The sequence below is a fragment of the Nonomuraea ferruginea genome, assembly GCF_039540635.1.
GTDB classification, from domain to species: domain Bacteria; phylum Actinomycetota; class Actinomycetes; order Streptosporangiales; family Streptosporangiaceae; genus Nonomuraea; species Nonomuraea ferruginea.
This window is the reverse complement of the sequence record NZ_BAABFD010000027.1, coordinates 92,939-119,639: the sequence shown is the minus strand read 5'-3', so window position 1 is coordinate 119,639 and position 26,701 is coordinate 92,939. Positions and strand designations below refer to the sequence as shown.

Below are 26,701 nucleotides of genomic sequence, written 5' to 3'. Positions count from 1 at the left end.
CCATAAAATGAATTTGAATCCCAACCAAAAAGGAATCCGTCACAGAAATACATGACGGGGTTGTGCATCATGCACTGGCTTTTAACACACTGTTGAGTTCTCAAGAAACGGACGCGTACACCCCGGCGAGACCCGACCAGCGACCCCCGCCGAAGAGGCGTTCATTCGTTTCGTCTTCCGAAGTTTACCAGATCCGGACGATTTTCGCAAACCGCCTGATTCCGGGATCTTCCGGACGCCTCTTCCGAGGCAACCCTTCTAACTTACCTGAACTTTCAGCCTCTGTCCAATGACGCGCATCGAACCAGACCGGAAGCCCCGGGCCATCAGTTGGGTTGTCGGGGCGAGCTCCGCCCCACACAGAAAACTCTAGCAGCCCCTGCGGGGTCGGAAGACCTGTTCTCGGTAACGAATAGGCCTTCCCCCCGTCCGTATGGCTCAAACCCCCAGAGCGGCGAGCTGCCCTTCGAGGCGCGCGATGTCGGCCTCGGCCTGGTCGGCACGCGCCCGGACCTTTGCCACGACCTCGTCGGGCGCCTTGGCCATGAACTGCTCGTTGCCCAGCTTGGCGGCCGCCTGAGCAGCCTCCTTGCGCGCGACCGCGAGGTCCTTCTCCAGGCGCTTGCGCTCGGCGGCCACGTCGATGGCGCCGGCGGTGTCGATCTCCACGGTCACGCCGCCCACGGTCAGCCGGGCCGTCGCCGAGAACGTCTCGGCCGGCTCGGTGAGGCGGAGCAGCGAGCGGATCGCCGCCTCCTGCCGCTCCACGGCGCTGCCGGCCAGCCCCAACCTGGCGGCCACCTTCTGGCCGGGCTTGAGACCCTGGTCGGAGCGGAACCTGCGGACCTCCGTGACGACCTCCTGGAGGGCGGCGACCTCCGCCTCCGCCCGCGGATCGGCGTAGCGGGGGTCGGCCTGGGGCCAGGGGGCGACGACGATGGACTCGGCGCCGGTCAAGGCCCGCCACAGCTCCTCGGAGACGAACGGCACCAGCGGATGGAGCAGCCGCAGCAGCGCGTCGAGCACCTGGCCGAGCACCAGCCGGGTGTGGTCGAGGCCCTCACCGAGCTGGATCTTGGCCAGCTCCAGGTACCAGTCGCAGACCTCGTCCCAGGCGAAGTGGTAGAGCAGCTCGGAGGCCTTGGCGAACTCGTAGTCCTCAAGGGCGGCGTCGGCCGCCGTGATGACGCTCTGCAGCCGGGAGAGGATCCACCGGTCCGCCGCGGTGAGCTGGGCGTCGTCGAGCGGGCCCACGGCGGCGCCGTTCATCAGCGCGAAGCGGGTCGCGTTCCAGATCTTGTTGCAGAAGTTGCGCGAGCCGGCCGCCCATTCCTCGCTGATCGCCACGTCGGCGCCGGGGTTGGCGCCGCGCAGGAGCGTGAAGCGGGTGGCGTCGGCGCCGAAGCGCTCGATCCAGTCGAGCGGGTCGACGACGTTGCCGAACGACTTCGACATCTTCTTGCCGTACTGGTCGCGAACCATGCCGTGCAGGGCGACGACGCGGAACGGCGGCTCGCCGTCCATCGCGTACAGGCCGAACATCATCATCCGGGCGACCCAGAAGAACAGGATGTCGTAGCCCGTCACCAGGACGGAGGTCGGGTAGAAGCGCTCCAGCTCGGGGGTGCGCTCGGGCCAGCCCAGGGTGGAGAACGGCCACAGCCCGGAGGAGAACCAGGTGTCGAGGACGTCAGGGTCCTGGATGTAGCCCTCGGGCGGGGTCTCGTCGGGACCGACGCAGACGACCTCGCCGTTGGGGCCGTACCAGACCGGGATGCGGTGGCCCCACCAGAGCTGGCGGGAGATGCACCAGTCGTGCATGTCGTCGACCCAGTCGAAGTAGCGCTTGGCCATCTCCGGCGGGTGGATGCTGGTGCGGCCGTCACGCACCGCGTCGCCGGCCTCCTTGGCCAGCGGGCCCACGTTGACGAACCACTGCAGCGACAGCCTCGGCTCGACCACGGTCTTGCAGCGCGAGCAGTGGCCGACCGAGTGGACGTACGGGCGCTTCTCCTCGACGATGCGGCCCTCGGCGCGCAGCGCGGCGACCACGGCCGGGCGCGCCTCGAACCGGTCGAGGCCCTGGAACGGGCCGTGGGCGGTGATGACGCCGCGCTCGTCCATGACGGTCATGGACGGCAGCGAGTGGCGGCGGCCGATCTCGAAGTCGTTGGGGTCGTGGGCGGGGGTGACCTTGACCGCGCCGGTGCCGAACTCGGGGTCGACGTGCTCGTCGGCCACGACGGGGATGCGGCGGCCGGTCAGCGGCAGCTCGACGGTCGTGCCGACGAGGTGCGCGTAGCGCTCGTCGGACGGGTGGACGGCCACGGCGGTGTCGCCGAGCATCGTCTCGGCCCGGGTGGTGGCCACCACGATCTCGTCGGAGTAGCGGATCGAGACCAGCTCGCCGTCGTCCTCGCTGTGCTCCACCTCGATGTCGGACAGCGCCGTCAGGCAGCGCGGGCACCAGTTGATGATGCGCTCGGCGCGGTAGACCAGCCCGTCGTCGTACAGCTTCTTGAACATGGTGAGGACGGCCCGCGAGAGGCCCTCGTCCATGGTGAAGCGCTCGCGCGACCAGTCGACGCCGTCGCCGAGCTTGCGCATCTGGCCGAGGATCTTGCCGCCGGACTCTTCCTTCCACTCCCAGACCCGCTCGACGAACGCCTCGCGGCCCAGGTCGTGGCGGGACATGCCCTGCTTGGCGAGCTCACGCTCGACGACGTTCTGGGTGGCGATGCCGGCGTGGTCCATGCCGGGCAGCCAGAGCGTCTCGTGGCCGCGCATCCGGGCGCGGCGGGTCAGCGCGTCCTGGACCGAGTGGTCGAGCGCGTGGCCGATGTGGAGCGAGCCGGTGACGTTGGGCGGCGGCAGGACGATGCTGTAAGGCGTGCGCGAGCTGCCCGGGTCGGCGTGGAAGTAGCCTTCGGTTACCCATCGCTCGTAGCTGCGGGTCTCGACGTCGGCCGGGGTGTACTGGGTGGGCAGCTCTGGCGTTGTCACGGTGACCAATTCTAGGGAGACGGGAAAGGGAAACGCCCCATGGAGGGTGTCCACGGGGCGCTGGCCTTGCCTGGGAGGCTCAGGCCGACTTCTCTCGTGGAGTGCGTTGCTGCTTGGCGGCGAGCTGGTCGCGGGGTACGAGGGTCGGGATCGCGTGTTCGAGCACGGACTCGCGGGTGATGACGACCCGGGCGACGTCCTGCCTGGAAGGCACCTCGTACATGACGGACTGGAGCACCTCCTCCAGGATCGCGCGCAACCCGCGGGCGCCGGTGCCGCGCAGGATGGCCTGGTCGGCGATGGCCTCCAGGGCGCCGTCGGTGAACTCCAGCTCCACCCCGTCGAGTTCGAGCAGCTTGCGGTACTGCTTGACCAGGGCGTTGCGCGGCTCGGTGAGGATCTGGATGAGGGCCTCGCGGTCGAGGTTGTGGACCGAGGTGATGACCGGCAGGCGCCCGACGAACTCGGGGATCATGCCGAACTTCAGCAGGTCCTCGGGCATCACGTCGGCGAAGATGTCGGCCGTGTCGGCCTCTTCCTTCGACCGGATGATGGCGTTGAAGCCGATGCCCTTCTGGCCGACCCGCGACTCGATGATCTTTTCGAGGCCGGCGAACGCGCCACCGCAGATGAACAGCACGTTGGTGGTGTCGATCTGGATGAACTCCTGGTGCGGGTGCTTGCGGCCGCCCTGCGGCGGCACCGAGGCCGTCGTGCCTTCGAGGATCTTCAGCAGCGCCTGCTGGACGCCCTCGCCGGAGACGTCACGCGTTATCGACGGGTTTTCGCTCTTGCGGGCGATCTTGTCGACCTCGTCGATGTAGATGATGCCGGTCTCGGCCTTCTTGACGTCGTAGTCGGCGGCCTGGATGAGCTTCAGAAGGATGTTCTCGACATCCTCGCCGACGTAGCCGGCCTCGGTGAGGGCCGTCGCGTCGGCGATGGCGAAGGGCACGTTGAGCATCTTCGCCAGGGTCTGCGCGAGCAGCGTCTTGCCCGAGCCTGTCGGTCCGAGCAGCAAGATGTTGCTCTTGGCCAGCTCAAGGCCGTCGTCTCTGCCCCGGTCGCCGGACTGCACCCGCTTGTAGTGGTTGTAGACCGCCACCGAGAGCGCCTTCTTCGCCTTGTCCTGACCGATGACGTAGGCGTCGAGGAACTCGTAGATCTCCCTCGGCTTGGGCAGGTTGTCCCACTTGAGCTCGGAGGACTCGGAGAGCTCCTCCTCGATGATCTCGTTGCAGAGATCGATGCACTCATCGCAGATGTAGACGCCTGGACCGGCGATGAGCTTCTTGACTTGCTTCTGGCTCTTTCCACAGAACGAGCACTTCAGCAGGTCTCCCCCGTCGCCGATGCGTGCCACCCCAGATACTCCTTTGCGTGGGACCGCCCTGCTCTCCGCGATCCGTATCCTCCGGACCCGGTCCGAACCGCTCAGGTTTCGACGTTACCGTCTTCTGGGCCCTCAGTGAGCCCCCTAGCGGCGAGTCGCACCGGAACGTGCCCTCTTGGGCAGCGCTCCGGTGCCTCACGTCTCGTCTAGGAAGCTACGGGCTGAGCTCGCTTCTTCCTGGACGGGATTATGTCATCGATCAGACCATACGCCTTCGCCTCATCGGCGTTGAGAATTTTGTCGCGTTCGATGTCCTTTCGGACCTCGGCGGCGGACCGTCCGGCATGCCGCGCCACGATCTCCTCGAGGAGCGAGCGCATGCGGAGGATCTCCCTGGCCTGGATCTCGATGTCGCTGCCCTGGCCGCCGCCCTCGGTGGACGGCTGGTGGATCAGCATCCGGGCGTTGGGCAGCGCGAACCGCTTGCCCGGCGTGCCGCCGGCCAGCAGCACAGCCGCGGCGGAGGCGGCCTGGCCGAGGCAGACGGTCTGGATTTCCGGCCGGACGAACTGCATCGTGTCGTAGATCGCCGTCATGGCGGTGAAGGACCCGCCGGGCGAGTTGATGTAGATGCTGATGTCACGGTCGGGATCGAGCGACTCCAGCGTCAGCAGCTGGGCCATGACGTCGTTGGCCGACGCGTCGTCGATCTGCACTCCGAGGAAGATGATGCGGTCCTCGAAGAGCTTGTTGTACGGGTTCATCTCCTTCACGCCGTAGGACGTGCGTTCGACGAAGGAGGGGAGAACGTAACGGCTCTGGATGTTCACTTGCTCCCCCTAGGAGACGGGGCCCTGCGAGGGCACCTGCCGAGCGCTGCGCACGACGTGGTCGATGAAGCCGTAGTCCTTGGCCTCGTCGGCCGTGAACCAGCGGTCGCGATCGGAGTCGCGCTCGATGACCTCGAGCGGCTGCCCGGTGTGGGCGGCGATCCGCTCGGCCAGCATCTTCTTCACGTAGAGCATCTGCTCGGCCTGGATGGCGATGTCGGCAGCCGTGCCGCCGATGCCGCCGGACGGCTGGTGCATCATGACCCGCGCGTGCGGCAGCGAGTAGCGCTTGCCCCTGGCGCCCGCCGACAGCAGGAACTGCCCCATCGAGGCGGCCATGCCCATGACGACCGTGGAGACGTCGTTGGGCACGTATTCCATCATGTCGTAGATCGCCATGCCGGCGCTGACCGAGCCGCCCGGCGAGTTGATGTAGAGAGTGATGTCGCGCTCCGGATCGTCAGCGGCCAGGAGCAGCAGCTCGGCGCAGATCCGGTTGGCGATCTCGTCGTTGACCTCCTGACCGAGCACGATGATGCGCTCGCGCAGCAGGCGCTGGTAAAGCTGATCCTCAAGCCGGAAGGCCGAGCCGTTTTCACGGCCTCGCGACTCAGGCTGGAAGAAGGTCGGCGGGCTGCTCACAGCTTCACCTTCCGATGCGTCGTAATCGATGGGCTTTGCTTGTGACCCTAACGCGCGCCGCCCACAGGTCATGCCCGGTCCACGGGGTGTTCGCTGACGGCGCATGCCGCCGGGAACGCACGAAGCCTCCGGCCCGCCCGCGACATCGGGCCGGCCGGAGGCTCCGGACGGGCGTGTGCGTGGCTACGCCTCGGCCTTCTGCTCCTCGGACTCCTCAGCCGGCTCCTCGGAGGCCTCTTCGCCGTTGATCTCGGTGTAGATGGCCTTGAGGTCGACCTCGCCGCCCTCGCTGTCGACGACTTTGGCGGCATCGCCGAGCACGGCCTTGGCCTTGTCGCGGACGATCTCGACCATGGCCAGCGTCAGCTGGTCGTTGTCGGCGAGGTGCTGGGCCAGCTGGTTGGGCTGGACGCCCATCTCCATGGCGCGGCGGACCACGAAGTTGGTCAGCTCCTGCTCGGAGACGCCGAGCTCCTCCGCCTTGACGATCTTGTCGAGCACGAAGCCGACCTTGATGGCGCGGGCCGAGGCGGTCTCGAACTCGGCGAAGCGCTCCTCCTCGGTCGTCTGGTAGAGCCGGAAGTAGGCGTCGCGGCTCAGGCCGCTCTCGGCGATCTGGTGCTCGAGGTTGTGCTTGCGGGCGTCGATCTCGGCCTTGAGCGCGCTCTCGGGGATCGGGACGTCGATCTTCTCCAGGAGCGTGTCGAGCGCCTTGTCACGGGCCTGCACCACCTGGTCGATGAGCTTGGTGCGGCGGACCTGCTCGCGGATGCTGCCCTTGAGCTCGTCGAGCGTGTCGAACTCGCTGGCGAGCTGCGCGAACTCGTCGTCGAGCTCCGGAAGCACCTTCTCCTTGACCGACTTGACGTTGATGATGACGTCGGCCTCCTGGCCGGCGTTCTCACCGCCGACGAGCTCGGTGCGGAAGCTCTTCTCCTCGTCGGCGGACATGCCCACGAGGGCGTCGTCGAGGCCCTGGAGCACGGAACCGGCGCCCACCTCGTAGGAGACCTCGCTGGCCTGCTGCTCCTCGATGTTCTCGCCGTCGATCTCGGCCCGCAGGTCCATGACGACGTAGTCGCCGACGGCGGCCGGGCGCTCGACGCCGGTCAGCGTGGCGAAACGCTGGCGGAGCGCGTCGAGCTGCTCGTCGACGTCGGAGTCGGCGACCTCGGCGGAGTCGACGGTGATCTCGACGCCCTGGTAGTCGGGGACGTCGAAGTTGGGACGGATGTCGACCTCAGCGGTGAACTCGATCTGCTCACCGTCCTCGATCTTCGTGACCTCGATGTCCGGCTGGCTGACCGGGAACACGTCGACCTCGTCGACGGCCTGGCCGTAGAGCTTGGGCACCGCTTCGTTGAGGGTCTCCTCCAGGACGACCGCCCGGCCGAAGCGCTGCTCGATGATGCGCGCCGGGACCTTGCCAGGGCGGAACCCGGGGACCCGCACCTGCTGCGCGACCTTCTTGTACGCCGCATCCATGCTCGGGCGCAGCTCGTCGAACGGCACCTCGACAGTGAGCTTCACCCGGGTCGGGCTGAGCTCCTCGACAGCGGTCTTCACGGGGTGGTCTCCTTGATCAAGCTTCGAGTGTTCGCAGGCGCGTCCATTCGGTACGGCTCGCGCGCCGCGCCCACGTAATCGGTGCTGGGCATGCTCCGCAACGGCGGCATCCAAGCGCCATGGTCAGTCTAGGGCAGACCCAGCAGCTCTCAGAACTCATCCGCGATGGCGCGCAGCAGCTCCACAGTCTCGTCAGGCGTGGTGCTGACGGCGCACAACCGTTCCATGACCTCGGTGTAACGATCGACGTCCTCACGCTTGTCCAGGTAGAGGGCGCCGGCGAGCTGCTCGACGTAGATGACGTCGGGCAGGTCGTTGTCCGGGAAGCGCAAGATGGCGAACGCGCCGCCCTCCGCGCTGTGACCGCCGAAGCTGAACGGCATGACCTGAATCGTGATGCTCGGCTGGCGCATCAGATCGATCAGATGCTCGATCTGGGCGCGCATGACCTCGGCCCCGCCGATGGGCCGGCGCAGCGCGGCCTCGTCGATGACCGCCCAGAACACCGGGCCGTCGGGCTTGTCGAACAGCCGCTGACGTTCCAATCGCAGGTCGACGCGCCGGGAGATCTCGTCGGGGCTGAGCCCGGCGGAACCGGCGGTGACGACCGCGCGCGCGTACTCCTTGGTCTGGAGGAGGCCGGGGACGAACTGGACCTCGTACGTCCTGATCCGGGCGGCCGCCTCTTCGAGGCCGACGTACGCCTGGAACCAGGTGGGGAGGATGTCGTTGAAGCGGTGCCACCAGCCCGGCTCGTTGGCCGTGGCCACCAGGTCGAGCACGGCGCCGCGCGCCTGGTCGTCGGTCACCCCGTACAGCGTCAGCAGGTCGGCGACGTCACGCTCCTTGAAGCCGACCCGGCCGAGCTCCATGCGGCTGATCTTGGATTCGGAGCCTCTGATGAGGTGCCCCGCCTCCTCGCGGGTGACGCCCTTGCTCTCCCTGAGCTTGCGGAGTTGGGAGCCCAGAAGGATGCGCAGCGCCGTAGGGCCGGAACCCGGCTGGTTCTGCGTCACTTTGCCTCCTATCAAGGTCCGCACCACACAGTGACACCACATCGCCGGGTATGACAAGGTCTCAGCTCGGTGTCCGATTCGGATATGTTCCGGTACATCGACCATGCTGCTGCACCTTGCGAATGCACGTGCATTCGGGTCTTGCAGCGACGCCCGGTCGTGACCCATGATGGCTTAGTGCATTTTGGGCCAAACATGCACTAAGCCGATGGCAACTGGGAGGTAACGGCGGGATGGTGGAGGATCCTCTGGCCACTGCCGACTGCCTCCAGATCACCCGTGAGGTGGGGTTCGACCAGTTGCTCACGTCGGCCAAGCCGTACACCACCGCGTGCCCCCTCCCGTTCCAGGCCGACTCGGTCAAGACGGCCAGAGACGTCACCCGCTCCACCCTCGCCCGCTGGGGCCTGTCCGAGCTGGGCGACGACGCCGCCCTCGTGGTCTCCGAGCTTGTCACGAACGCCGTCAGGTACGGCATGTACGCGCACGGCAGCAACGAGATCACCCTGCTGCTGATGAGGGTGGCGCCGCACGTGCTGCTGGCGGTCGCCGACCCCAGCGACGACGTGCCGCGGCGCAAGGAGCCCGACTTCATCTCGGAGAACGGCCGCGGGCTCTACATCGTGGAGACGTACAGCCAGTGCTGGGGCTGGGACCCGCTGAGGCGCGGCGGCAAGGCCGTCTGGGCACTCTTCCACGCCGGCCCCTGACAGACCGGCCCTAGGAGCCACGGCGGTCCAGGAAGAACCACGCGCCCAGGCAGAGCAGCGCCATCACGCAGAGGAACGCCACCAGCCCTCGCCCTTCCACGACGAAGGCGGTCACCACGAACACCGCGGCCGCGCCGGCGGCCAAGGAGGAAGTGCGTATCACAGGGGCATTGTGCCGCACCGGGCGAACCACGCGACTCCGGACCGGCCTCTCAGGCCACGGCGGACGAGCACACCACCCGACCTCCTACGACCCGGGCCAGGCGTCCCGGCACAGGGTCGTCCGAGAACCTGTGACGGCCGGCTCCGCCGGTCGCCCCCGGTCTCAGGAAGCGGCTTTCAGGCTGGTCGGGGCGACAGGATTTGAACCTGCGACTTCTTGCTCCCAAAGCAAGCGCGCTGCCAAGCTGCGCCACGCCCCGTGGCGCCGGGGTACGCACGCGCTCCGGGACTCCGGTACGCTTACGCCCTGACGACCGGATGCAGTCTAGACCAGACTTCGACCGGTTCGCGCGGACGTAGCTCAATGGTAGAGCCCTAGTCTTCCAAACTAGCTACGCGGGTTCGATTCCCGTCGTCCGCTCCAGCTACGAAGGCCCAGGTCAGGGAAACGATCCCGAGCCTGGGCCTTACTGTTACCCGATCTTGTTCCTCTGGCCGTGCCACTCACGTGCCATTCGCCTTGCCGACACCATCGCCGCGTGCCACCCGCCAGGCTTCCCCGAGCGCCTGAGCGATGACCTGGTCGCGCTCTTGAGACGCATGCTGGTAGATCAGCGCCGCCCTGGTGGACGAGTGCCCCATCCGGACCATCAGCTCACGGAGACTCGCCCCCGTGGACGCCGCCAGGGTGTTGCCGACGTGCCGCAGGTCATGGAAATGGAGATCGGGAAGGCCCACTTCCGTCCGGATCTTGTTCCACGTTCGGCTGAATCCGGACCGGCGCATCATGCCGCCCTTGGGACCGATGAACACGAGTCCATCGGGAGTCGGCTCGGCATACATCCGCACATGCCTGTGCAGGTCTGGAATGATCTCAAGAGGTAGAGCTACGATCCGCCTGCCAGCTCTCGACTTGGGCGATGTCTCCACGAGCTTGCCGCCGTTGATCTCTGCTAGCGAGCCCACCACTCGGACTACGCCGGCCTCCAGATCAAGGTTCGTACGACGTAGACCGGCCAGCTCGCCCCATCGCAGGCTTGCGAACGTGCCCAGGAGGACCAGCGCCCGGTATCGCTCGGGAGTCGCTTGGAGGATCTCAGCCACCTTGGCCAACGGGACGACAGCCCGTTCAGGGGTGTCCGGGTTGCTGGCCCCCTTGATCCTGCACGGGTTGCGACGGATCAGCTCATCATCCACCGCTGTGGTCATGATGGATTTGAGGAGCTGGTACGCCTTGGCGACCGTGGACTTCCCCACCACGCCGAGACGTTCCTTGCGCCACCGGCGTACGTCCGCCTCCCGGATCTCGGCGAGGTTCCGGTTGCCGAAAGCCGGCGCGAGATGGTTCTTGAGCAAGCTCCGGTAAAGATCCTCCGTTGTGGGCTTGATCACTCGGTCGCTGATCCACTGTTCGGCGAACCGCCCGAACGGGATCTTGCCGGCGTCCGGGCTGATCCACTCCCCACGATGGATCTCAGCCTCTCGGAGCACCAGCCAACGGTCAGCATCACGCTTCGTCTCGAAGGTCTGGGGAGCGGTGTAGGTGAGCCCATCCGGTCCCTTGTAACGTGCCTGGTGCCGACCGGACGGAAGCTCCCGAACATTGCCGAAACGTCGTCGGGTGCCAGCCATCATGCCGCCCTCCCTCGCCGCGTCGTGATCGGCTCGACCACGTTGCCAGCGATGAAGGCGTCAAGCGCGCGCTCCGGGATACGGACATGGCGACCGATCCGAACAAACATGATCCGCCGTTCCTCGATCAGCCGACGCGGGAACCTCTCAGAGGTGTTGAGCCGTTCGGCGACCTCTGCAACCGTCAGCATGCGTCCGAGATCTTTATTGCTCATGCCGCCACCGACTCTCTCCCGCCGTCTGCTCTCGCGTGGCGTTCGGCCATGCGTTCACGCCAGCGTTGACGCTCAGCGATGGCAGCGAGGAGCCGTGCGCCGAGGGGCGGAAGATCCGGGTCGCCCGGGGGGACGGGTCGCCAGGTGTAGCGGTCGCGGTCGGTGTTCTCCGTTGCCGAAAGACCGAGCGCTTCCAGTGCCCAGGCGCGGCGGTCGGCGCGGTGATCGGTGAGGGTCTTGTTGGACCACTTGCGGGAGACCAGGACGCGCCGGCCCGCGTAGCCGAGGTGTTCGGGCTTATGTGCTTTGCCCCGGCACCGGCCCGGAGCTTGACCCGGTCGGGCGTTCTTCGGCTGGACGCCGTACCGCAGCCAGTTCGGGCAGGTGGGCGAGCACGGTTCGTAGCGCAGCGCCGCCGCCATCCGGTCGGCATGGTCCTTCTGGCGTTGGTTGTCCGGCTCGCAGGTCTCGGCGATCGACTTGGTCAGGTACTTGGTCAGGTAGTGGCGGATCAGATGATCGGCTCGGTCGGTGCCGCCGAGCACGCCCTTGGCGTCCACCTGGTCGCCGAAGTTGAGCACGTGCATGGGCTGGTCGTCGTCGCCGATGGCGTCAAGCGCTTCGTCCCAGGTCGGGAGAACCTCACCCGTGCGAGGATCAAGGTAGCCGCATTCGGCTTCCCAGACGGGAAGGGTGTCGCCGTCGAAGACGACGTGGTCCGTCGAAGGCCACCACACTTGGTGGTAGGTGGCGGCGGCTACCTGCTTGATCTCGGCACGGGAGAGCGTTCCTCGCATGGCGAGATGCAGGTGTGGGGCCAGCCGCTTCTGTGGTTCGACGGTGGCGAAGTACTGCACGTCCCAGCCGGCTACGCGTCGTAGGTTCTGGACGAAGCGATCAACCAGCTTGGGGAAGTGGATCGCATCGCGTGCGGCGCGCTGGTAGTCGTAGGCGTCCGGATCGACCGGCGCGCCGTCCAGGATGCGGCCGTAGGACGGCAGGGTCAGCGTGATGAACATCGAGGGGCGGAAGCGCTTGCCGTCTGGCGACTCGTAGAAGCGCCCGAGGGTGCCGGAGACCTTCTTGCGCTTGGGCAGGTCGGGGGCGTCCTGCCGCCGCCTGGTCGAGCGCTTACGGCCCGTGGAGGAGCGTCCGAGCACGTTGCCCCGCAGCCCCGAGGCGCGCATGTCGGCCTCGACTTCCGCGATGGCCTCATCCCAGGGGGTGAGGTCTTCGCCGTCCTGGTCGGCCTGGTCGCGCATGGCTTGCAGGTCGGCCCGCAGCTCGATCAGGTAGCGCTGTTCGTCGGTCGGCGGATCAGGGGTGATGTCCGGCTCTTGGTCGAGGTGCCAGCCTTCCCGGCACTGGGCCTTGCGGAGCTGCACGTTGCGCTTGGCGCACGGCGGGCACTTGCTCTCCAGGGTGGCCCCGCACGGGATGTCGAAGCGCTGCTTGTGCCCGGTCAGGGAGTCGAGCCGGTACATCGGGATCGGTCGGATGCACACGCCGAAGGAGATGGCGAGTTGGTCAACGACCTCCCGCGCGAGCGGCTGAGCCAGTCGCACCGCGCGGGGAGTCGAGCGATCGTTGCCGTTCACTTGGCCTTGCTCCGGGAGGTCCGCGCCGTGCGGGTACGACGCGAAGGCTCGGCCGGCTCGGGCTCGGCGACGACCAGGACCAGGGAGGACTGCGAGCACTCCCCGCAGGTGACCTGTTGCGTCGCCTGGTCGAGCGTGCACTTGCCCTTGGTCCGGCAGGTCGGGCAGCGGTGTCCGGTGAGGAGTTCGGGTCCGGTCATGGTCAGGCCGCCTCTCCGGTCGAAGTCTGCGTCTGGGGCAGGGTGAGGGTGTCGTCATCGGGGGCGGTGAGCCAGGCGACCATGTCGCGGATGTCGTCATCAGAGACGTACGCGGCCCGCGCCCTGGTCGGGTTCGGGGATGCCTCCAGCCGGACGTAGGCGACGCCGGCACCGACCGCGGGGACGGGAGAGATGCAGTCGGCCAGTGCCCCGCGCTCCCGTGCGCCATCGCCCAGGACCATGTCCACCTGCTCGGACTCATCCAGCCGCATGGCCAGCTTGTCGGGGAACAGGTTGCGGATGTTCATGACCTCCTTGCGCGGATCCTGGAGCGCGGCCAGGACACCGATGCCGACCGCACGCCCTTGCGTGGTGAGGGTGGCCAGTGCGGCGGAGATGCGCCGCTTGAGGTCCTTGTCTGACTGGTAGGCGGTCAGGAAGGCGACCTCATCCACGATGACCAGGACGAACGGGTACTCCAGCGAGACCGTGTGCGAGCGGACATGGCCGGCGAACAGGCCCGCCCGGTCCTGCATGAGCGTGACCGCCTCTTCCAGCGCGTCGGCGCAGTCCTCCGGAGAGGAGGCGTAGCGGCGGAAGATGTCGCGCCCGTAAGACAGCTCCATCAGCTTGGGGTCCAGGGCGATGACCTCGACCAGGCCGGCCCGGATGGCGGGCAGCAGGCCCCGCACGGTGGACCAGATGATCGAGCCCTTGCCTGCACCGGTCGCGCCGGCGACCAGGACGTGAGTGCCGTGAACCTTGAGCGTCCAGGGCTTGCCGTCCTCACACAGCCCGATCGGGACCGCCGCTAGATCGACAGTGGCGGGGATCGGGAGTGCCGGGATCGGGGAGGCGAGCAGGTCACGGCGAGGGAAGGTCAGCCGCAGCACTCCGGCCCGGACGATCGAGACCCGGCACGAAGCCGAGCCGAAGGCGTGCGCCAGGTTGTCGGACCGGTCTCGCCACAGCTCCGGCGATTGGCCCTTGAGCATCTTGACTGTGACCACGTCGGCCACCGGACCGCACACGACCTTGACCAGGCGAGGACGGTACTCCAGTGCCTTGTCCATGCGGGATAGGCCCGCGCCGGACATGGCGAACGACCAGTGACGCCGGTAGTTGGCGATCAGCCGCCAGTAGGCCAGCAGCCGCCACCCGACGACCAGGCAGAACGACGGACGGTGCGCGAAGGCCCAGACGACCAGCGCCAGGACGACGCAGCCGAAGCACCAGGCCGTGAAAACCCAGCCGTAGCGGAGCGTCGCGGCGACCGGGGCGAGGTAGGCGTGAACGGCGATCGGGTGCCGGTAGAGCAGCCGGACCAGCCCGGAGACAAACCGCCAGGCCAGGACGCACAGCGTGATGATCGCGGGGGTCTGTACGACCGTGGGCCGGAACATGACCGGAGCGCCCGGATTGGTCGTGACCAGGTCCCCCGCGACCTCACCATGGGTTCGGCGAAGCATACGATGGACACCTCCTTGATTCCTTTGAGCGGGATGAGTGGGAGAACAGGGGCCACCGGAAGTTGCCGCTTCGTGGTGGCCCCGCCTTGCATCTCAGGCCACCTGCTCGGAAGCCTTGGGGTTCTGCGTGTTGGTGATCGGAGCCAGGCCCCGCCACTGCCGCTCGATCTCGACAGCGAAGAGCTGCGCCGCCTTGGCCAGCTCACGAGCGAAGTCCACCGACTCGGCCGAAACCGTGTTCGCGTGCAGGGACACCGTGACCAGCGAGTTGCCCGAGCCCAGCGACAGGACCGGAGTCCGCCCCTGGTAGGTGGAGCAGGCAGCCTGCCCCTTGCCGTCGATGTGCAGCGCTGTCCGCTGCCAGGACTTGTTGCGCGCCATCACGCACCGTCCTTGTGCACCGGAGCCAGAGCGGACTTGACGCCGTTCGGTTTGACGATCGCGGACGCCCGGTAGGAGTAGGCCAGCCGCTTGGTCTTCTCGTTCAGGTACGGGGTCACCGTCATCTCGGTGAACTCGACCGGCTCGAACATCTGGCCCGTGGGCGGGACCGGCTGCACGTCGGCCAGGATCTTTACGGCCACCTCACGCGAACGCGCGCCCAGCTCAGGGTCCATGTCCATGACCCGGCACGTCCAGACCCGACCACCCGTGACCTTGTCCTTGGACGGGGACCGCTTGCCCGACTTCTCGTCGTAGTCCTCACCCTGGGCGATCGAACCCGGCACGAGCACACAGCCGGCCGGGAACACGTCCTCGAAACGGACCTTGAACCGCATCCCTCCAGGAAGAGCCATTGCCCTGCCTCCCTTCGTGTGGAAGATCTCCAGTAGGCGTCTACTCGACTAGAGGAGTAATCGCCTACTTCCTTTGTACTCCTCTAGACGAGTTTGTAAACCCCTATCGGGCAGGGAGTTCGTACGACAGTACGTAGGCGTCGCTCGACATCACCGTGTCGCACACCTCTACCGGCGTGCCATCCGTCGCATAAGCCGTACGGACCAGGTGAAACACTGGAACACCTGGAGCGAGCTTGAGCGCTCGAACCTCATCCCGCAGCGGCATCCGCGACTTGATGTCCTCTACGAAGCGATCGAGCCGGTAGCCCTTCTCCTCGATCCGCGCATAGATCCCGCCTGGCCCACTGTCCGGGTGCATGATCTGGGTGCCCTTGGCGATCTCCGCAGGAATGTACGAGATCGCCGTCTCTACCGGTTGCCCGTTGATCAAGTAGCGGCGAGATCGTCGGACTACTCGATCCTTGGCACCGAGCTTCAAGCGTTCGGCTACATCCGGCGAAGGCTTCACTTCCGTGATCTCTATGGAATCCACCGACGGTTTGCCGCCTGCGCCCTCCGTCTCAGCAATGAACGCCGCCTTGCCTTGCTCTCGGTGACGACGGGCGAACCGGTCAGAGGCCAGTCGGCGCACGGGAGGATGTGAGCGGACGAAGACGCCGCGCCCATGCTCGGCTACCGTCAGACCCTCGCTCTGAAGCACTTGGAGCGCGTTGCGGATGGTCATACGCGCGACGCCGTAGTGTTGCATGAGCCGGGCTTCTGAGGGCACCTTGTCACCTTCAGCGAGTTGACCGCGCTCGATCGCCTCTCGCAGGTGATCGGCGATCTGACGGAAGACGGCCCGGTCGCTGATCGGGTCCAGGTCCGGCAAAGTCAGCGATTCGGCCACCGGCCAACTCCTCTGCTCGTACATACGTGTACTACTGTCGAGGCTACCAACTTGCAAACGCGGAGGTAAGCCGATGCAGCACCAGGACACGCACTCTGTCAGCGTGGCAGGTGTGATCATCGACGACCAAGGGCGCGCGTTGCTCACTCAGCGGCGGGACAACGGCCATTGGGAAGCGCCGGGCGGAGTGCTGGAGCTGTCCGAAGACATCACCACGGGCCTCCTGAGAGAGGTGCAGGAAGAGACCGGCCTCCAGGTCGAACCCATCGCCCTAACTGGTGTCTACAAGAACATGCAGCGCGGAATCGTGGCCCTGGTCTTCCGCTGCAGGAGCGTGGGCGGCCAGCTCACCGAAACCGACGAGACCCGCGCCTTTCGATGGGTCAACGCCGACGAAGTCCGGGCTCTCGCGTCCGAAGCATTCGCCGTCCGAGTCCTGGACGCCATGAATCCCGACCACCCGCCGGCGGTACGACAGCACGACGGTGAACGCCTGCTCAGCGCGTAGCTTGCCGAATTGCCATTGTGAGCATCAAGGCGACGGCTGCGCCGTCGCACCCGCGCGGCCCTCTCCCGCCCGCGCTGCGGCCTGGGGGCCGGTCACGGGCGGGAGCCACGCGGGCAGACAGGACACAGTCGGCCAGACTGATCACACATGACAGGCATCACCCGACACCAGCACGTAGACACCAACAGGTCAGAACATGCCTCCGGCGGGGGACTCCGCTCCGGGATGATCGGCGACCGCGTCCAATCTGAGGAAGTCGGTTGGCTGAGGTGATGCCCGATCTTCCCGCCCGTCACGTCCCAGGCAGAGCCCAGCACATCAAGGCCAGGGGTCAAGGTCGTTCGTCCAGCAGGGCGCTCCACCTTGACCCCTGGCCTTGATCCGCTGCATTGCATGTGGGACGAGGCAGACGGGAAGATCGGTCGGGGCGGACGTGCAGATGTCGGGGATGATCTCAGCATGGCATCTCCTCAAGACGCGGACACGGTGCAGTCCCGAGAAGACCTCGTGCGCTACGTGAAATCTCTCCACCAGGAGTTGATCAATGGCGCAGACTGGGAGAACCCCACGCTGGACCGCTACCTGGAAGCCCTCGCGGCCTGGATGGATTCCTCTCCCGGCTTCTACAGGAACATGGGTCAGCCCGAACCAGTCGACGCCACATGGTCGTTTGTGGCTCACGCCTTGGGTGCAGCGACGATCTACGAATAGGCGTGCCACAAGCGTGCCAGTACGGGCGGTCATTCACGGGGACCATGGGAAGTCCCGGACAGCACGGAACTCGCCGTGACCTGTGCCGCAGCACTTCAGGCGATCACGGCAAGACGTCTTCCAAACTAGCTACGCGGGTTCGATTCCCGTCGTCCGCTCCACATGCGAAGGCCCAGGCCAGGGAGACGATCCCGCCGCCTGGGCCTTGCTGTTGTCTGATGGAACCCCGGGTCGCCTATGATCAGCACGACGGCAGGAGGCCCCGTGATCTTCCATCCGTACGCGCTCTGCGCCCTCGTCATCATGCTCGGCGGAGTCGCCCTGTTCGTCGTGATGAGCATCCATCTCTGGAAGCTGTTCTGCGGAAGCGCCCCCGGCGGGGACACTCGACTCTCGGACGATCGCGAAGACTCCAGGTAGTCAGTGGCCGGGGTGAAGCCAGTGCGATCTCGGTGAGGCCCGCCGTCCTGGAGCGGGCGGCTCGTAGGCTCGGGTGATGGGTGTACGACCGATCTCGGCCGGGGCGCTGGCCGAGGAGCTCGCCGACAGGGCCGCGGGGTGGCCGCGCGAGGCGTGGGTGCGGGTGGTGGTCGACGGGGCGCCGGCGGCCGGGCCGGGTGAGCTGGCCGATCGGCTCGCGGGGCCGTTGCGGGTGCGCGGGCGGGAGGTGCTGCGGGTGTCCGCGGACGACTTCCTGCGGCCCGCGTCGCTGCGGCTGGAGTTCGGGCGCACGGACCCGGACGTGTTCTACGACGAGTGGCTCGACACCGGGGCGCTGCTGCGCGAGGTGCTGGAGCCGCTGGGGCCGGGGCGGTCGGGGAGGGTGCTGCCCGCGCTGTGGGACAGCGGGGCCGACCGCGCCTACCGCGTGCCGTACCGGACGCTGCCGCCCGGCGGGGTGCTGCTGCTCGACGGCACGCTGCTGCTGGGCCGGGGGCTGCCGGTCGAGCTGGCCGTGCACGTGTGGCTGTCCCGGGGCGCGCTGGAGCGCCGCACGCCCGCGGAGGAGCGGTGGCGGTTGCCGGCGTACGAGCGGTACGAGCGCGAGGTGCGGCCGCAGGAGGCCGCGGATGTGGTGGTACGCGCCGACCATCCCGATCGGCTGGCGATCCGGGCCGTGAACGGGTAGGTGACGGTTATGGCTGATTATGGACGTCCGCTGGAGTTCGGCTACTTCCTGGTGCCCTATGCCGATGATCCGCTGGTCGAGTACGCGCGGCTGGCCGACGAACTGGGGCTGGACCTGATCGGTGTGCAGGATCACCCGTACCAGCGGCGCTACGTGGAGACCTGGACGCTGCTGAGCGTGATCGCCACGGCCACCGAGCGGGTGCGGGTGTTCCCTGACGTGGCCAGCCTGCCGATGCGGCAGCCGGCCGTGCTCGCCAAGGCGGCGGCCACCCTCGATTTGCTCAGCGGCGGCCGGGTGGAGCTGGGGCTGGGCGCCGGGGCGTTCTGGGACGCGATCGAGGCGTACGGAGGAGCGCGGCGCACGCCCGGGCAGGCGATCGGCGCGCTGGAGGAGGCCGTCGCGGTCGTCAGGGCGATCTGGAGCGGCGAGCGCAACCGGCGGTTCGACGGCGAGCACTACCGGCTCAGCGGCGCCCAGGCGGGGCCTGAGCCCGCGCACCCGATGGAGATCTGGCTCGGCGTCGGCGGGCCGCGGGCGCTCGCGCTCACCGGCAGGGCCGCCGACGGGTGGCTGCCGTCCTCGTCGTGGGCGCCGCCGGAGCGGCTGCCCGAGTTGCAGGCGCGCATCGACGAGGCCGCGGAGAAGGCGGATCGCCGACCGCGGGACGTGCGCAGGCTCTACAACGTCAACGGCACCATCACCGGAGGCCCGAGCGAGGGCTTCCTCAAGGGCCCGGCCGGGCAGTGGGTGGACGAGCTGACCGACCTGGCGGTGGCCTACGGGATGGACACGTTCATCCTGTGGCCGGAGGGCGACCAGCGGGAGCAGCTGACCAGGTTCGCCGAGGAGGTCGTGCCGGAGGTGCGCCGCCAGGTCGACGCGGAGCGACGCGCCTGACGGGACTGGATCGTGACCGGCGGCGGGAGCAGACTGGGACGATGATCCCCAGCAACTGGTACAACATCGTTCCCGATCTGCCCGCCCCGCCTCCCCCGCCGCTGCACCCGGCGACCAGGCAGCCGATCGGTCCCGATGACCTGGCGCCGCTGTTCCCGATGGAGCTCATCCGTCAGGAGGTCGGCCAGGAGCGGTTCGTGCCCATTCCCCAGGAAGTGCTCGACGTCTACCGGCTGTGGCGGCCGACCCCGCTGATGCGGGCCCGCAACCTGGAGAAGTCGCTGGGCACGCCGGCGCGCATCTACTACAAGTACGAGGGCGTCTCCCCGGCCGGCTCGCACAAGCCGAACACGGCCGTCCCGCAGGCGTACTACAACGCCCAGGAGGGCGTGCGCAGGCTCACCACCGAGACGGGCGCCGGGCAGTGGGGCAGCTCGCTGGCCTTCGCCTGCGCCCAGTTCGGCCTCGACTGCGAGATCTGGATGGTGCGCGCCTCGTACGACCAGAAGCCGTACCGTTCGGCGCTGATGCGCGTGTACGGGGCGAGCGTGCACGCGAGCCCGTCGCCCGTGACGCAGGCCGGCAGCAAGGTGCTGGCCGAGTACCCCGGCTCGCCCGGCAGCCTGGGCATCGCGATCAGCGAGGCGGTCGAGGTCGCCGCGTCGGCCGACGACACCCGCTACGCGCTCGGGTCGGTGCTCAACCACGTGCTCATGCACCAGACGGTGATCGGCGAGGAGGCGCTGGGGCAGTTGGAGGAGATGCCGGACGTCATCGTCGGCTGCACCGGCGGCGGGTCGAACTTCGGCGGCCTGGTCTTCCCGTTCCTGCGCGAGAAGCTGGCCGGGAAGATCGACCCGGTCATCCGCGCCGTCGAGCCGGAGGCGTGCCCGTCGTTCACGCGCGGCCGCTACGCCTACGACTTCGGCGACACGGCGGGCCTGACCCCGCTGATGAAGATGCACACGCTGGGCCACGACTTCGTGCCCGACCCCATCCACGCGGGCGGGCTGCGCTACCACGGCATGTCGCCGCTGCTGTCGCACATGTACGAGCTGGGGATGTTCGAGGCGGTCACCCGCTCGCAGAGGGAGTGTTTCGAGGCGGGGGTGCGCTTCGCCAGGACGGAGGGCATCCTGCCCGCACCGGAGCCGACGCACGCGCTGGCCGAGACCATCGCCGAGGCGCTGCGCTGCAAGGAGAGCGGGGAGGAGAAGGTGATCCTGACCGCGCTGTGCGGGCACGGCCACTTCGACCTGGCGGCGTACGAGCGCTACCTGTCGGGCGAGATGGAGGACTTCGCGCTGCCGCAGGAGCGCATCGACGAGGCGCTGAGCGGGCTGCCGGCGTGAACGAGGACCCGCCGCCCGCCGGGCGGGCGGCGGTGTCCGTCAGCGCGCGGTGGGGCGCTTGCCGTGGTTGGCCTTCTTCTTCTTGCGTGCCTTGCCTTTGCGTGCGCGCCTGGCCATACGGTCACCTCCCGGAGGTCGGGGTACGGGTCCGACCCAACGTCCCTCTTCACCGGCTTCCCGGCAAGGCCTGGGGTTACCTAACATTCCCCAACATATTCGTGTCATAATTTGGTGGAATCTGTTGGAAGGAGCGGGGGCGTGCTCGCACAGCAGCGCCAGCAGGCGATCCTCGAACGCGTGCGCAGCAAGGGCGGTGTCCGGGTGGCCGACCTCGTGCGCGAGCTCGGCGTCTCCGACATGACCATCCGACGGGACCTGGAGGTGCTCGCCGACCGGGGGCTGCTGGAGAAGGTCCACGGCGGCGCCACCGCGGTCGGCCCCGGCTCCACCGAGGAGCCCGGCTTCACCGCCAAGTCGGCCAGGCAGCAGCAGGAGAAGGAGGCCATCGCGCGCCGCGCCGCCCAGCTCGTGCGCCCAGGCACCGCGGTCGCCCTGTCCGCCGGCACCACCACCTGGGCGCTGGCCCACCATCTGATCGGCGTGCCCGAGCTCACCGTGATCACCAACTCGATCCCGGTGGCCGACGTCTTCCACCGCAACGCCCGCGCCGACCGCACGGTCGTGCTCACCGGCGGCGTGCGCACCCCCTCCGACGCGCTCGTCGGCCCGGTCGCGGTGGCCGCGATCCGCCGCCTGCACGTCGACACGCTCTTCCTCGGGGTGCACGGGATGAGCCTGCGCGCCGGGTTCACCACTCCCAACCTGCTGGAGTCCGAGACCGACCGTGAGCTGGTCAGCGCCGCGCACCGGCTCGTGGTGCCGGCCGACCACACCAAGTGGAACACGGTCGGCATCAGCACCATCGCCGAGCTGACGGAGGCCGACGTGGTCATCAGCGACGCGGGGCTGCCCGAGGAGGCACGCAGGGAGCTGGCCGACAGGGCCGGAGAGTTGATCATCGCAGAGGGGGCGGCGTGAAGCGCACCATCACCGAGCTGGCCGACGGCCGGGAGCTCATCTACTTCGACCGGAGCGACGGCGCGGACCGCAGCGCGATCGACCGGCGGCCGCTGGACCCGCGGCCGGTGGCGTCGGAGCTGCGCTACGACCCGCTGACCGAGGAGTGGATCGCGATGGCGGGCCACCGGCAGACCCGGACGTTCCTGCCGCCGCCCGACGAGTGCCCGTTGTGCCCGTCGTCCGACGCGCGGGCGTCGGAGATCCCGGCGTACGACTACGACGTGGTCGTGTTCGAGAACCGCTTCCCCTCCTTCTCCGGCAATCTCGGGACTTATCAGGATGTCGGGGGGCTGAGCGAGGTCCGGCCGGGCATGGGGCGGTGCGAGGTGGTGTGCTTCACCTCGACGCACGACTCGTCCTTCTCCCAGCTCTCCGACGACCGGGTGGAGCTGGTCATGGAGGCCTGGGCCGACCGTACGGCCGAGCTGTCCGCGCTGGAGGGCGTCGAGCAGGTCTTCTGCTTCGAGAACCGGGGCGAGGAGATCGGCATCACGCTCTTCCACCCCCATGGGCAGATCTATGCGTACCCGTACGTGACACCGCGCACCAAGCTGCAGCTCGGGGCGGCCCGGCGGTACGCGGAGCGGCGACAGGGCCGCAACCTGTACGCGGACGTGCTGGCCGCCGAGCGGGAGGCCGGGCTCCGGGTGGTGGCGGCCAACGAGCTGTGGACGGCGTTCGTGCCGGCGGCCGCGCGCTGGCCGTTCGAGGTGCACCTCTACCCGCACCGGCAGGTGCCCGACCTGGCGGCGCTGTCGGAGGCCGAGCGGTCCGCGTTCGCCCCGCTCTACACCTCGGTGCTGCGCGCGCTGGACGGGCTGTTCGGGGTGCCGATGCCGTACATCTCGGCCTGGCACCAGGCGCCGGTCCGGCAGGACCGCGAGCTGGGCTACCTGCACCTGGAGCTGTTCTCCATCAGGCGGGCCCCGGGCAAGCTGAAGTATCTGGCAGGATCCGAGTCGGCCATGGGCGCGTTCGTCAACGACGTGCTCCCGGAAGAGGCCGCACGCACGCTTCGATCACAGGTAGATCACTAAGAGATTTCCGTTTGACTCGCATTACTTGTGATCTACCACTACTATCCCTTCCAGCACGACCGTAAAGCGCCGTGTGAACATGCCTAATCCTGGGCGAGTTGCCCAGGAGCCGGGGACCCAATTGCACTTGGGGTGAATCCACTTCGGTGGTAGGGAGCGCTCCCGTACCCGAACCCGTCAGCTAACCCGGCCGGCAGAGGGAGAGGACCCATCACGTGGCGGCAGCGTCCCCCGCGCATCTTGCCATCGGTTTCGTCACCGCCGCGGCGGTGCTTTTCGCCCCGGCCCTGACCACGTCCGCGGCGGCGGACCCCAAGCCCGGCGAGCAGCAGCTCCGCAAGGAGCTGAAGCAGCTCAACGCCAAGGTCGACAAGCTGATCGAGCGCTACAACCTCAAGCGCGTCGAGCTGGCCGAGGCCCGCAAGGCGGCGGAGGAGGCCGGCAAACGGCTGGCCACCGCCGAGCAGACCCTGAGCTCCGCCGAGGACCGGGTCGCCGAGCTGGCCCTGCTGCAGTACCAGAGCGGTGGCATGCAGCTGCCGAGCCTGATCCAGTTGCCCGACGGCCGCAACGCCGCCCTGCTGGCGCAGCTCACGGCCGAGCAGCAGGCGCTGGTCGACAAGGTGGCCGAGGCCCGCGACGAGACGAAGAAGGCGGCCGACGAGGCCACGGCGCTGACCAAGGAGATCGAGTCCGACGCCGCCGAGGTGGCCGGCCAGCGCGAGGAGGCCGAGGGCGTCATCAAGGACATCGAGAAGAAGCTGGAAGATCTGGTGCCGATCGCCACCGGCCGCCGTTCCGACGGCACCTGGGCGCCGCAGCTCCCGTCGGGCGCCGACAACATCACGCCCCGCACCCGGCTGATGAAGACCGAGATCGCGAAGAACTTCGCCCTGCCGTTCAGCGTGGGCTGCTTCCGCTCCGGGTCGAGCGGCGAGCATCCGCTGGGCCGGGCCTGCGACTTCATGATGAGCAGCGGCGGCTCGATGCCGTCGGGGACCAACACGGCCCTCGGCGACCGCATCGCCGAATGGGCCGTGCAGAACCGCGGCAAGCTCGGCGTGAAGTACGTGATCTGGAAGCAGCGGATCAACCACGGCTCGGGCTGGAGCGGCATGTCCGACCGGGGCAGCATCACCGAGAACCACTTCGACCACGTGCACATCTCGATGCACTGAGAAGGGGATCTCCAGCGTCATCGCGGGACGAGCAGCCCTCGGTTGAACGCCTCGGTGACGGCGGCGGCGCGGTCCCCCACGCCCAGCTTGGCGTAGATGTTCAGGAGGTGACTCTTGACCGTGGCCTCGGTGATGAACAACCGGGCGGCCGCCTCACGGTTGGTGTTCCCGGCCGCCACGAGTTCGAGGACCTCGAGCTCACGACGGCTGAGGAGTTGCGGCGCGGGGGTCCTGACCCGGTTCATCAGCCGTGCCGCCACCGAGGGGGACAGCACGCTCTCTCCCTTGGCGGCGGCCCGCGCGCCTCGCAGCAACTCCTCCCGGGGAGAGTCCTTGAGCAGGTAGCCGGTCGCCCCCGCCTCGATCGCCGGGAGGACATGGGTGTCGGTGTCGTAGGTCGTCAGGACCAGCACGCGCGCGGTGACGCCCAGCCTGGTCAGCTCGTTGATCGCGGTCAACCCGTCCATGCCCGGCATGCGCAGGTCCATCAGGATCACGTCGGGCCGGAGCGCCTGGGCGAGCCGTACGGCCGTGGCGCCGTCCGCCGCTTCGCCCAGCACCTCGAATCCCGGCGCGGAGGCGAACATGCTGCTCAGCCCGTCCCTGACGACGGGATGGTCGTCCGCGATCAACAACCGGATCGTGGCCGTGTGATCGGTCATGCGTGGCTCCCGGCCGGCAGGGTGGGGACGCAGGCCGAGATCCCGGTGCCGGCTCCGGGCTCGGACTCGATCCGCAGCGTGCCGGACAGTCCTTCGACGCGCTGACGCATGATGGTCAGGCCGAATCCGCCGCAGCGGGGCGGCGGTGACCCGTCGTCCGTGTCGAGACCCGCGGGGTCGAAGCCCCTGCCGTCGTCACGTACGTCCAGCGCGACCTCGTGGTCCAGGTAGGACAGGGTCACGCCGACCCTGGTCGCGTGCGCGTGCTTGGCCACGTTGGCCAGTGCCTCCTGGGCCGTGCGCAGCAGCGCGAACTCGGCCTCCGGTGTCATCGGCAGCGCCGTGCCGGTCGTCGTGACGTGAACGGCGAGCCCGTGCAGCCTCGACCACCGGCCGGCGACGTCGGCGAGGGCGTCGCTCAGGCGCGCGGTCCGCAGCGGCTCGGGCCGGAGCGCGTCGACCGAGCGCCGCGCCTCGGCCAGGCTCTCCCTCGCCAGGTTCTTGACGGCGTCGAAGGGCCGGCGCCACGGCGCCGGGACCTCGTGCATCTGCTCGGCCGCCTGGAGCTGCGCGATGATGCCGGTGAGCCCCTGCGCCAGGGTGTCATGGATCTCGCGGGCCATCCGCCGGCGCTCGTCGAGCACGCCCGCCTCCCTGGCCTGGGCGAGCAGCTGGGCGTGCAGGCCGGCGTTCTCGGCGAGCGACGCCTCCAGCAGCCGGTTCGTCCGGCTCAGCTCTCCGAGGGTCTGCTCGCGCCGCTCCTCCTCCTTCTCGGCGAGCCACAGGCCCCAGGCGCAGGCGCACATCATGGCGATGTTGAAGGGATGACGATCACGGCCAGCGTCAGGCCGAGGACGTCGGTCGTGGGGATGTTGGACGCCTGCGCCGTACCGGCCAGGACCGCGGTGGCGGCCACCCCCAGCAGTCGCCACGGCCAGCGCAGGACCGTGAAGGAGTAGATGTAGGCGGCGGGGGTGAAGAGCCCGAAGAGGGGATGACGGATCACCAGGACCGCGGTGATCACGAGCAGCCCCGCGACGAACACCCCCATGGTCCGTGGCCGGCCCCACCAGCCGGGACGCAGGGTGAACATGCCGAGCATCCACGCGGCGGCCAGGGCGCACAGGCCGAGGTCGACGAGCAAGGAGCCCGTCCAGTCCTCCACGACCAGCAGGATCGCGACGAGGAGCGCCAGCAGCGCGTAGGGCACCACGTTGACCAGAAGGAACGGCGGCTGTGGCGAAGTCTTCAAGGCTCCCTCTCCCTTGCGGGATTCTATTCCGGGCGGCTATTCCCAGCGGAACCAGCGGATCGCGACGGACGCGCACACCACCGCGTAGGCCGCCAGGGTCAGCAGCGGCACGGCGGACGGGAAGTGACCCTGGTACGCGTCCTGGAACGCCCCCATGCCCGCGCCGAGCGGGGTGTAGTGGGCGATGTCCCGCAGCGGCGGCGGCATCTGCGAGATCGGCACCCACAGTCCGGCGAAGAACATCATCGGGAAGAACAGCACCGTGCCGATCGCCGTGGCCGGGCCGCGCCCGGGCGCGAGCGCGGTGATCAGCAGGCCGATCGCGAGCAGCGCGGCCGCCGCGAGCAGCCAGGCGAGGGCGAAACCGGGAAGGTGCTCCGGCAGGCCGACGCCGAAGCCGAACCCGGCCACCGCGAGGAACAGGACCATCGCGACGACCGCGATGGCGAAGTTGGCCACGAGCTGGGCGGCGAGCACGCGGGCCGGGCCGACCGGCGTGGTGCGCATGCGCCGCAGCACGCCGTTCTCCCGGTATCCCGCGAGCGTGGTCGGCAGGGAGGCCGTGGCCAGGATGGCCAGGTTGAACAGAACCAGAACAGGGACGTAGAGGTCGAAGTACGTCAGGCCGCCGCCGCCCTCCACAGGCGTCCGCAGATCGGAGACGCTGCCGAGGATGACCAGCAGGATCAGCGGGAAGCCGATGCCCCACAGGGGGCCGACCTTGTCCCGGACGCACAGCGTGCTCTCGGCCTTGATGAGCCGCCAGGTCGCGGAACCCCGCTCGGCGGTCTTCGATGCTGACATGGGCATGGGGGCCTCTCTCTGAT

Annotated in this window: 30 protein-coding genes, 2 tRNA genes and 1 riboswitch; of the genes, 11 read left to right on the top strand and 21 right to left on the bottom strand. The window is 68.2% G+C overall.

Going from position 1 to position 26,701, the window contains the following annotated elements; genetic code table 11:
• Positions 1 to 438 precede the first annotated feature (438 nt).
• From ABD999_RS38600 to ABD999_RS38575, 6 genes are all read right to left on the bottom strand, one after another.
• Entirely contained in the window at positions 439 to 3,012 is a 2,574-nt protein-coding gene (locus tag ABD999_RS38600) for a valine--tRNA ligase (protein ID WP_271278641.1), read from the bottom strand.
• Positions 3,013 to 3,082: 70 nt separating this feature from the next.
• The gene (gene clpX / locus ABD999_RS38595) at positions 3,083 to 4,366 is read right to left on the bottom strand and encodes an ATP-dependent Clp protease ATP-binding subunit ClpX (protein WP_148029965.1); all 1,284 of its coding nucleotides are present in this window, start codon (positions 4,364 to 4,366) and stop codon (positions 3,083 to 3,085) included.
• Between the two features lie 176 nt (positions 4,367 to 4,542).
• Positions 4,543 to 5,166 carry an ATP-dependent Clp protease proteolytic subunit gene (locus tag ABD999_RS38590; RefSeq protein ID WP_148029964.1) on the bottom strand — a complete coding sequence of 208 codons (624 nt, stop codon included), beginning with the start codon at positions 5,164 to 5,166 and terminating at the stop codon, positions 4,543 to 4,545.
• 9 nt (positions 5,167 to 5,175) lie between these two features.
• A complete protein-coding gene (locus ABD999_RS38585) occupies positions 5,176 to 5,808 on the bottom strand; it encodes a ClpP family protease (protein ID WP_148029963.1) in 633 nt (210 codons plus the stop codon).
• Between the two features lie 183 nt (positions 5,809 to 5,991).
• Positions 5,992 to 7,374, bottom strand: a complete 1,383-nt coding sequence (gene tig, locus ABD999_RS38580; RefSeq protein WP_148029962.1) for a trigger factor — start codon at positions 7,372 to 7,374, stop codon at positions 5,992 to 5,994.
• Positions 7,375 to 7,523: 149 nt separating this feature from the next.
• Positions 7,524 to 8,390 (bottom strand): helix-turn-helix domain-containing protein, encoded by an 867-nt coding sequence (locus ABD999_RS38575; protein WP_148029961.1) that lies wholly within the window; start codon positions 8,388 to 8,390, stop codon positions 7,524 to 7,526.
• Between the two features lie 233 nt (positions 8,391 to 8,623).
• On the opposite strand from ABD999_RS38575, the gene ABD999_RS38570 reads away from it, so the two are divergent.
• Positions 8,624 to 9,100, top strand: a complete 477-nt coding sequence (locus ABD999_RS38570; RefSeq protein WP_148029960.1) for an ATP-binding protein — start codon at positions 8,624 to 8,626, stop codon at positions 9,098 to 9,100.
• A gap of 10 nt (positions 9,101 to 9,110) precedes the next feature.
• Here the strand turns inward: ABD999_RS38570 and ABD999_RS38565 are convergent, their stop codons facing one another.
• Positions 9,111 to 9,263, bottom strand: a complete 153-nt coding sequence (locus ABD999_RS38565; protein WP_187281012.1) for a hypothetical protein — start codon at positions 9,261 to 9,263, stop codon at positions 9,111 to 9,113.
• 182 nt (positions 9,264 to 9,445) lie between these two features.
• Positions 9,446 to 9,522: transfer RNA gene (locus ABD999_RS38560), tRNA-Pro, on the bottom strand.
• A 90-nt stretch (positions 9,523 to 9,612) separates the two neighbouring features.
• Here ABD999_RS38560 and ABD999_RS38555 point away from each other — a divergent pair.
• Positions 9,613 to 9,686, top strand: a tRNA-Gly gene (locus ABD999_RS38555).
• Positions 9,687 to 9,766: 80 nt separating this feature from the next.
• Here the strand turns inward: ABD999_RS38555 and ABD999_RS38550 are convergent.
• The 8 genes from ABD999_RS38550 to ABD999_RS38515 all read right to left on the bottom strand — a co-directional run bounded on the left by ABD999_RS38550 (position 9,767) and on the right by ABD999_RS38515 (position 16,065).
• Positions 9,767 to 10,897: a tyrosine-type recombinase/integrase gene (locus ABD999_RS38550; RefSeq protein WP_271278640.1), complete on the bottom strand. Its 1,131-nt coding sequence runs from the start codon at positions 10,895 to 10,897 to the stop codon at positions 9,767 to 9,769.
• Complete coding sequence (locus tag ABD999_RS38545) at positions 10,894 to 11,109, bottom strand: excisionase family DNA-binding protein (RefSeq protein ID WP_271278639.1); 216 nt, start codon at positions 11,107 to 11,109, stop codon at positions 10,894 to 10,896. Before ABD999_RS38545 ends, ABD999_RS38550 begins: the two co-directional genes overlap by 4 nt.
• The gene (locus tag ABD999_RS38540; RefSeq protein WP_271278638.1) at positions 11,106 to 12,707 is read right to left on the bottom strand and encodes a replication initiator; all 1,602 of its coding nucleotides are present in this window, start codon (positions 12,705 to 12,707) and stop codon (positions 11,106 to 11,108) included. The genes ABD999_RS38545 and ABD999_RS38540 overlap by 4 nt, the downstream gene beginning before the upstream one ends.
• Entirely contained in the window at positions 12,704 to 12,907 is a 204-nt protein-coding gene (locus ABD999_RS38535) for a hypothetical protein (RefSeq protein ID WP_271278637.1), read from the bottom strand. Before ABD999_RS38535 ends, ABD999_RS38540 begins: the two co-directional genes overlap by 4 nt.
• A 2-nt stretch (positions 12,908 to 12,909) precedes the next feature.
• Complete coding sequence (locus ABD999_RS38530) at positions 12,910 to 14,376, bottom strand: FtsK/SpoIIIE domain-containing protein (RefSeq protein WP_271278636.1); 1,467 nt, start codon at positions 14,374 to 14,376, stop codon at positions 12,910 to 12,912.
• Between the two features lie 93 nt (positions 14,377 to 14,469).
• A complete protein-coding gene (locus ABD999_RS38525) occupies positions 14,470 to 14,757 on the bottom strand; it encodes a hypothetical protein (RefSeq protein ID WP_271278635.1) in 288 nt (95 codons plus the stop codon).
• The gene (locus tag ABD999_RS38520) at positions 14,757 to 15,173 is read right to left on the bottom strand and encodes a plasmid replication, integration and excision activator (RefSeq protein ID WP_271278634.1); all 417 of its coding nucleotides are present in this window, start codon (positions 15,171 to 15,173) and stop codon (positions 14,757 to 14,759) included. The genes ABD999_RS38525 and ABD999_RS38520 overlap by 1 nt, the downstream gene beginning before the upstream one ends.
• Before the next feature lie 103 nt (positions 15,174 to 15,276).
• Positions 15,277 to 16,065, bottom strand: a complete 789-nt coding sequence (locus ABD999_RS38515; protein ID WP_271278633.1) for a GntR family transcriptional regulator — start codon at positions 16,063 to 16,065, stop codon at positions 15,277 to 15,279.
• A 73-nt stretch (positions 16,066 to 16,138) separates the two neighbouring features.
• Here ABD999_RS38515 and ABD999_RS38510 point away from each other — a divergent pair, with 73 nt between their 5' ends.
• From ABD999_RS38510 to ABD999_RS38485, 6 genes are all read left to right on the top strand, one after another.
• Complete coding sequence (locus ABD999_RS38510; protein WP_271278632.1) at positions 16,139 to 16,573, top strand: NUDIX hydrolase; 435 nt, start codon at positions 16,139 to 16,141, stop codon at positions 16,571 to 16,573.
• A gap of 393 nt (positions 16,574 to 16,966) precedes the next feature.
• Complete coding sequence (locus ABD999_RS38505; protein ID WP_271278631.1) at positions 16,967 to 17,284, top strand: DUF7660 family protein; 318 nt, start codon at positions 16,967 to 16,969, stop codon at positions 17,282 to 17,284.
• A gap of 264 nt (positions 17,285 to 17,548) precedes the next feature.
• On the top strand, positions 17,549 to 17,704 hold the full coding sequence (locus ABD999_RS38500) for a hypothetical protein (RefSeq protein ID WP_219547087.1): 156 nt from the start codon (positions 17,549 to 17,551) through the stop codon (positions 17,702 to 17,704).
• A gap of 76 nt (positions 17,705 to 17,780) precedes the next feature.
• The gene (locus tag ABD999_RS38495; protein WP_271278630.1) at positions 17,781 to 18,413 is read left to right on the top strand and encodes a nucleoside/nucleotide kinase family protein; all 633 of its coding nucleotides are present in this window, start codon (positions 17,781 to 17,783) and stop codon (positions 18,411 to 18,413) included.
• Between the two features lie 9 nt (positions 18,414 to 18,422).
• Complete coding sequence (locus ABD999_RS38490; protein WP_271278629.1) at positions 18,423 to 19,313, top strand: LLM class flavin-dependent oxidoreductase; 891 nt, start codon at positions 18,423 to 18,425, stop codon at positions 19,311 to 19,313.
• Positions 19,314 to 19,354: 41 nt separating this feature from the next.
• Entirely contained in the window at positions 19,355 to 20,665 is a 1,311-nt protein-coding gene (locus tag ABD999_RS38485; protein WP_271278628.1) for a TrpB-like pyridoxal phosphate-dependent enzyme, read from the top strand.
• A 39-nt stretch (positions 20,666 to 20,704) separates the two neighbouring features.
• Here the strand turns inward: ABD999_RS38485 and ABD999_RS44040 are convergent, their stop codons facing one another.
• Positions 20,705 to 20,782 carry a 50S ribosomal protein bL37 gene (locus ABD999_RS44040; RefSeq protein WP_371252575.1) on the bottom strand — a complete coding sequence of 26 codons (78 nt, stop codon included), beginning with the start codon at positions 20,780 to 20,782 and terminating at the stop codon, positions 20,705 to 20,707.
• Positions 20,783 to 20,923: 141 nt separating this feature from the next.
• Between ABD999_RS44040 and ABD999_RS38480 the strand changes: the two genes are divergently transcribed.
• The 3 genes from ABD999_RS38480 to ABD999_RS38470 all read left to right on the top strand — a co-directional run bounded on the left by ABD999_RS38480 (position 20,924) and on the right by ABD999_RS38470 (position 23,960).
• Positions 20,924 to 21,703: a DeoR/GlpR family DNA-binding transcription regulator gene (locus ABD999_RS38480; protein WP_148029954.1), complete on the top strand. Its 780-nt coding sequence runs from the start codon at positions 20,924 to 20,926 to the stop codon at positions 21,701 to 21,703.
• Positions 21,700 to 22,782 (top strand): galactose-1-phosphate uridylyltransferase, encoded by a 1,083-nt coding sequence (gene galT / locus ABD999_RS38475; protein WP_271278627.1) that lies wholly within the window; start codon positions 21,700 to 21,702, stop codon positions 22,780 to 22,782. Before ABD999_RS38480 ends, galT begins: the two co-directional genes overlap by 4 nt.
• A 70-nt stretch (positions 22,783 to 22,852) precedes the next feature.
• Positions 22,853 to 22,992, top strand: a riboswitch (cyclic di-AMP (ydaO/yuaA leader).
• 5 nt (positions 22,993 to 22,997) lie between these two features.
• A complete protein-coding gene (locus ABD999_RS38470) occupies positions 22,998 to 23,960 on the top strand; it encodes a coiled-coil domain-containing protein (protein ID WP_271278626.1) in 963 nt (320 codons plus the stop codon).
• Positions 23,961 to 23,977: 17 nt separating this feature from the next.
• Here ABD999_RS38470 and ABD999_RS38465 read toward each other — a convergent pair whose 3' ends face one another.
• From ABD999_RS38465 to ABD999_RS38450, 4 genes are read right to left on the bottom strand one after another with little or no spacing between them, the layout of a single operon-like run.
• Entirely contained in the window at positions 23,978 to 24,622 is a 645-nt protein-coding gene (locus tag ABD999_RS38465) for a response regulator transcription factor (protein WP_271278625.1), read from the bottom strand.
• The gene (locus ABD999_RS38460; RefSeq protein ID WP_271278624.1) at positions 24,619 to 25,431 is read right to left on the bottom strand and encodes a sensor histidine kinase; all 813 of its coding nucleotides are present in this window, start codon (positions 25,429 to 25,431) and stop codon (positions 24,619 to 24,621) included. The genes ABD999_RS38465 and ABD999_RS38460 overlap by 4 nt, the downstream gene beginning before the upstream one ends.
• Positions 25,428 to 25,874 (bottom strand): hypothetical protein, encoded by a 447-nt coding sequence (locus ABD999_RS38455; RefSeq protein ID WP_271278623.1) that lies wholly within the window; start codon positions 25,872 to 25,874, stop codon positions 25,428 to 25,430. The genes ABD999_RS38460 and ABD999_RS38455 overlap by 4 nt, the downstream gene beginning before the upstream one ends.
• Before the next feature lie 36 nt (positions 25,875 to 25,910).
• Positions 25,911 to 26,684, bottom strand: coding sequence for an ABC transporter permease (locus ABD999_RS38450; protein ID WP_271278622.1), 774 nt, complete (start codon positions 26,682 to 26,684; stop codon positions 25,911 to 25,913).
• Between the last annotated feature and the right edge of the window lie 17 nt (positions 26,685 to 26,701).

Bases quoted from the DNA above. Each gene is read 5' to 3' on its own strand.
- ABD999_RS38490 (WP_271278629.1), top strand. From the start codon at position 18,423: ATGGCTGATTATGGACGTCCGCTGGAGTTCGGCTACTTCCTGGTGCCC.
- ABD999_RS38460 (WP_271278624.1), bottom strand. From the start codon at position 25,431: ATGATGTGCGCCTGCGCCTGGGGCCTGTGGCTCGCCGAGAAGGAGGAG.
- ABD999_RS38550 (WP_271278640.1), bottom strand. From the start codon at position 10,897: ATGATGGCTGGCACCCGACGACGTTTCGGCAATGTTCGGGAGCTTCCG.
- ABD999_RS38520 (WP_271278634.1), bottom strand. From the start codon at position 15,173: ATGGCTCTTCCTGGAGGGATGCGGTTCAAGGTCCGTTTCGAGGACGTG.
- ABD999_RS38570 (WP_148029960.1), top strand. From the start codon at position 8,624: ATGGTGGAGGATCCTCTGGCCACTGCCGACTGCCTCCAGATCACCCGT.
- ABD999_RS38495 (WP_271278630.1), top strand. From the start codon at position 17,781: ATGGGTGTACGACCGATCTCGGCCGGGGCGCTGGCCGAGGAGCTCGCC.
- ABD999_RS38545 (WP_271278639.1), bottom strand. From the start codon at position 11,109: ATGAGCAATAAAGATCTCGGACGCATGCTGACGGTTGCAGAGGTCGCC.
- ABD999_RS38465 (WP_271278625.1), bottom strand. From the start codon at position 24,622: ATGACCGATCACACGGCCACGATCCGGTTGTTGATCGCGGACGACCAT.
- ABD999_RS38530 (WP_271278636.1), bottom strand. From the start codon at position 14,376: ATGCTTCGCCGAACCCATGGTGAGGTCGCGGGGGACCTGGTCACGACC.
- ABD999_RS38450 (WP_271278622.1), bottom strand. From the start codon at position 26,684: ATGCCCATGTCAGCATCGAAGACCGCCGAGCGGGGTTCCGCGACCTGG.
- ABD999_RS38525 (WP_271278635.1), bottom strand. From the start codon at position 14,757: ATGGCGCGCAACAAGTCCTGGCAGCGGACAGCGCTGCACATCGACGGC.
- ABD999_RS38535 (WP_271278637.1), bottom strand. From the start codon at position 12,907: ATGACCGGACCCGAACTCCTCACCGGACACCGCTGCCCGACCTGCCGG.
- ABD999_RS38485 (WP_271278628.1), top strand. From the start codon at position 19,355: ATGATCCCCAGCAACTGGTACAACATCGTTCCCGATCTGCCCGCCCCG.
- ABD999_RS38505 (WP_271278631.1), top strand. From the start codon at position 16,967: ATGTGGGACGAGGCAGACGGGAAGATCGGTCGGGGCGGACGTGCAGAT.
- ABD999_RS44040 (WP_371252575.1), bottom strand. From the start codon at position 20,782: ATGGCCAGGCGCGCACGCAAAGGCAAGGCACGCAAGAAGAAGAAGGCC.
- ABD999_RS38510 (WP_271278632.1), top strand. From the start codon at position 16,139: ATGCAGCACCAGGACACGCACTCTGTCAGCGTGGCAGGTGTGATCATC.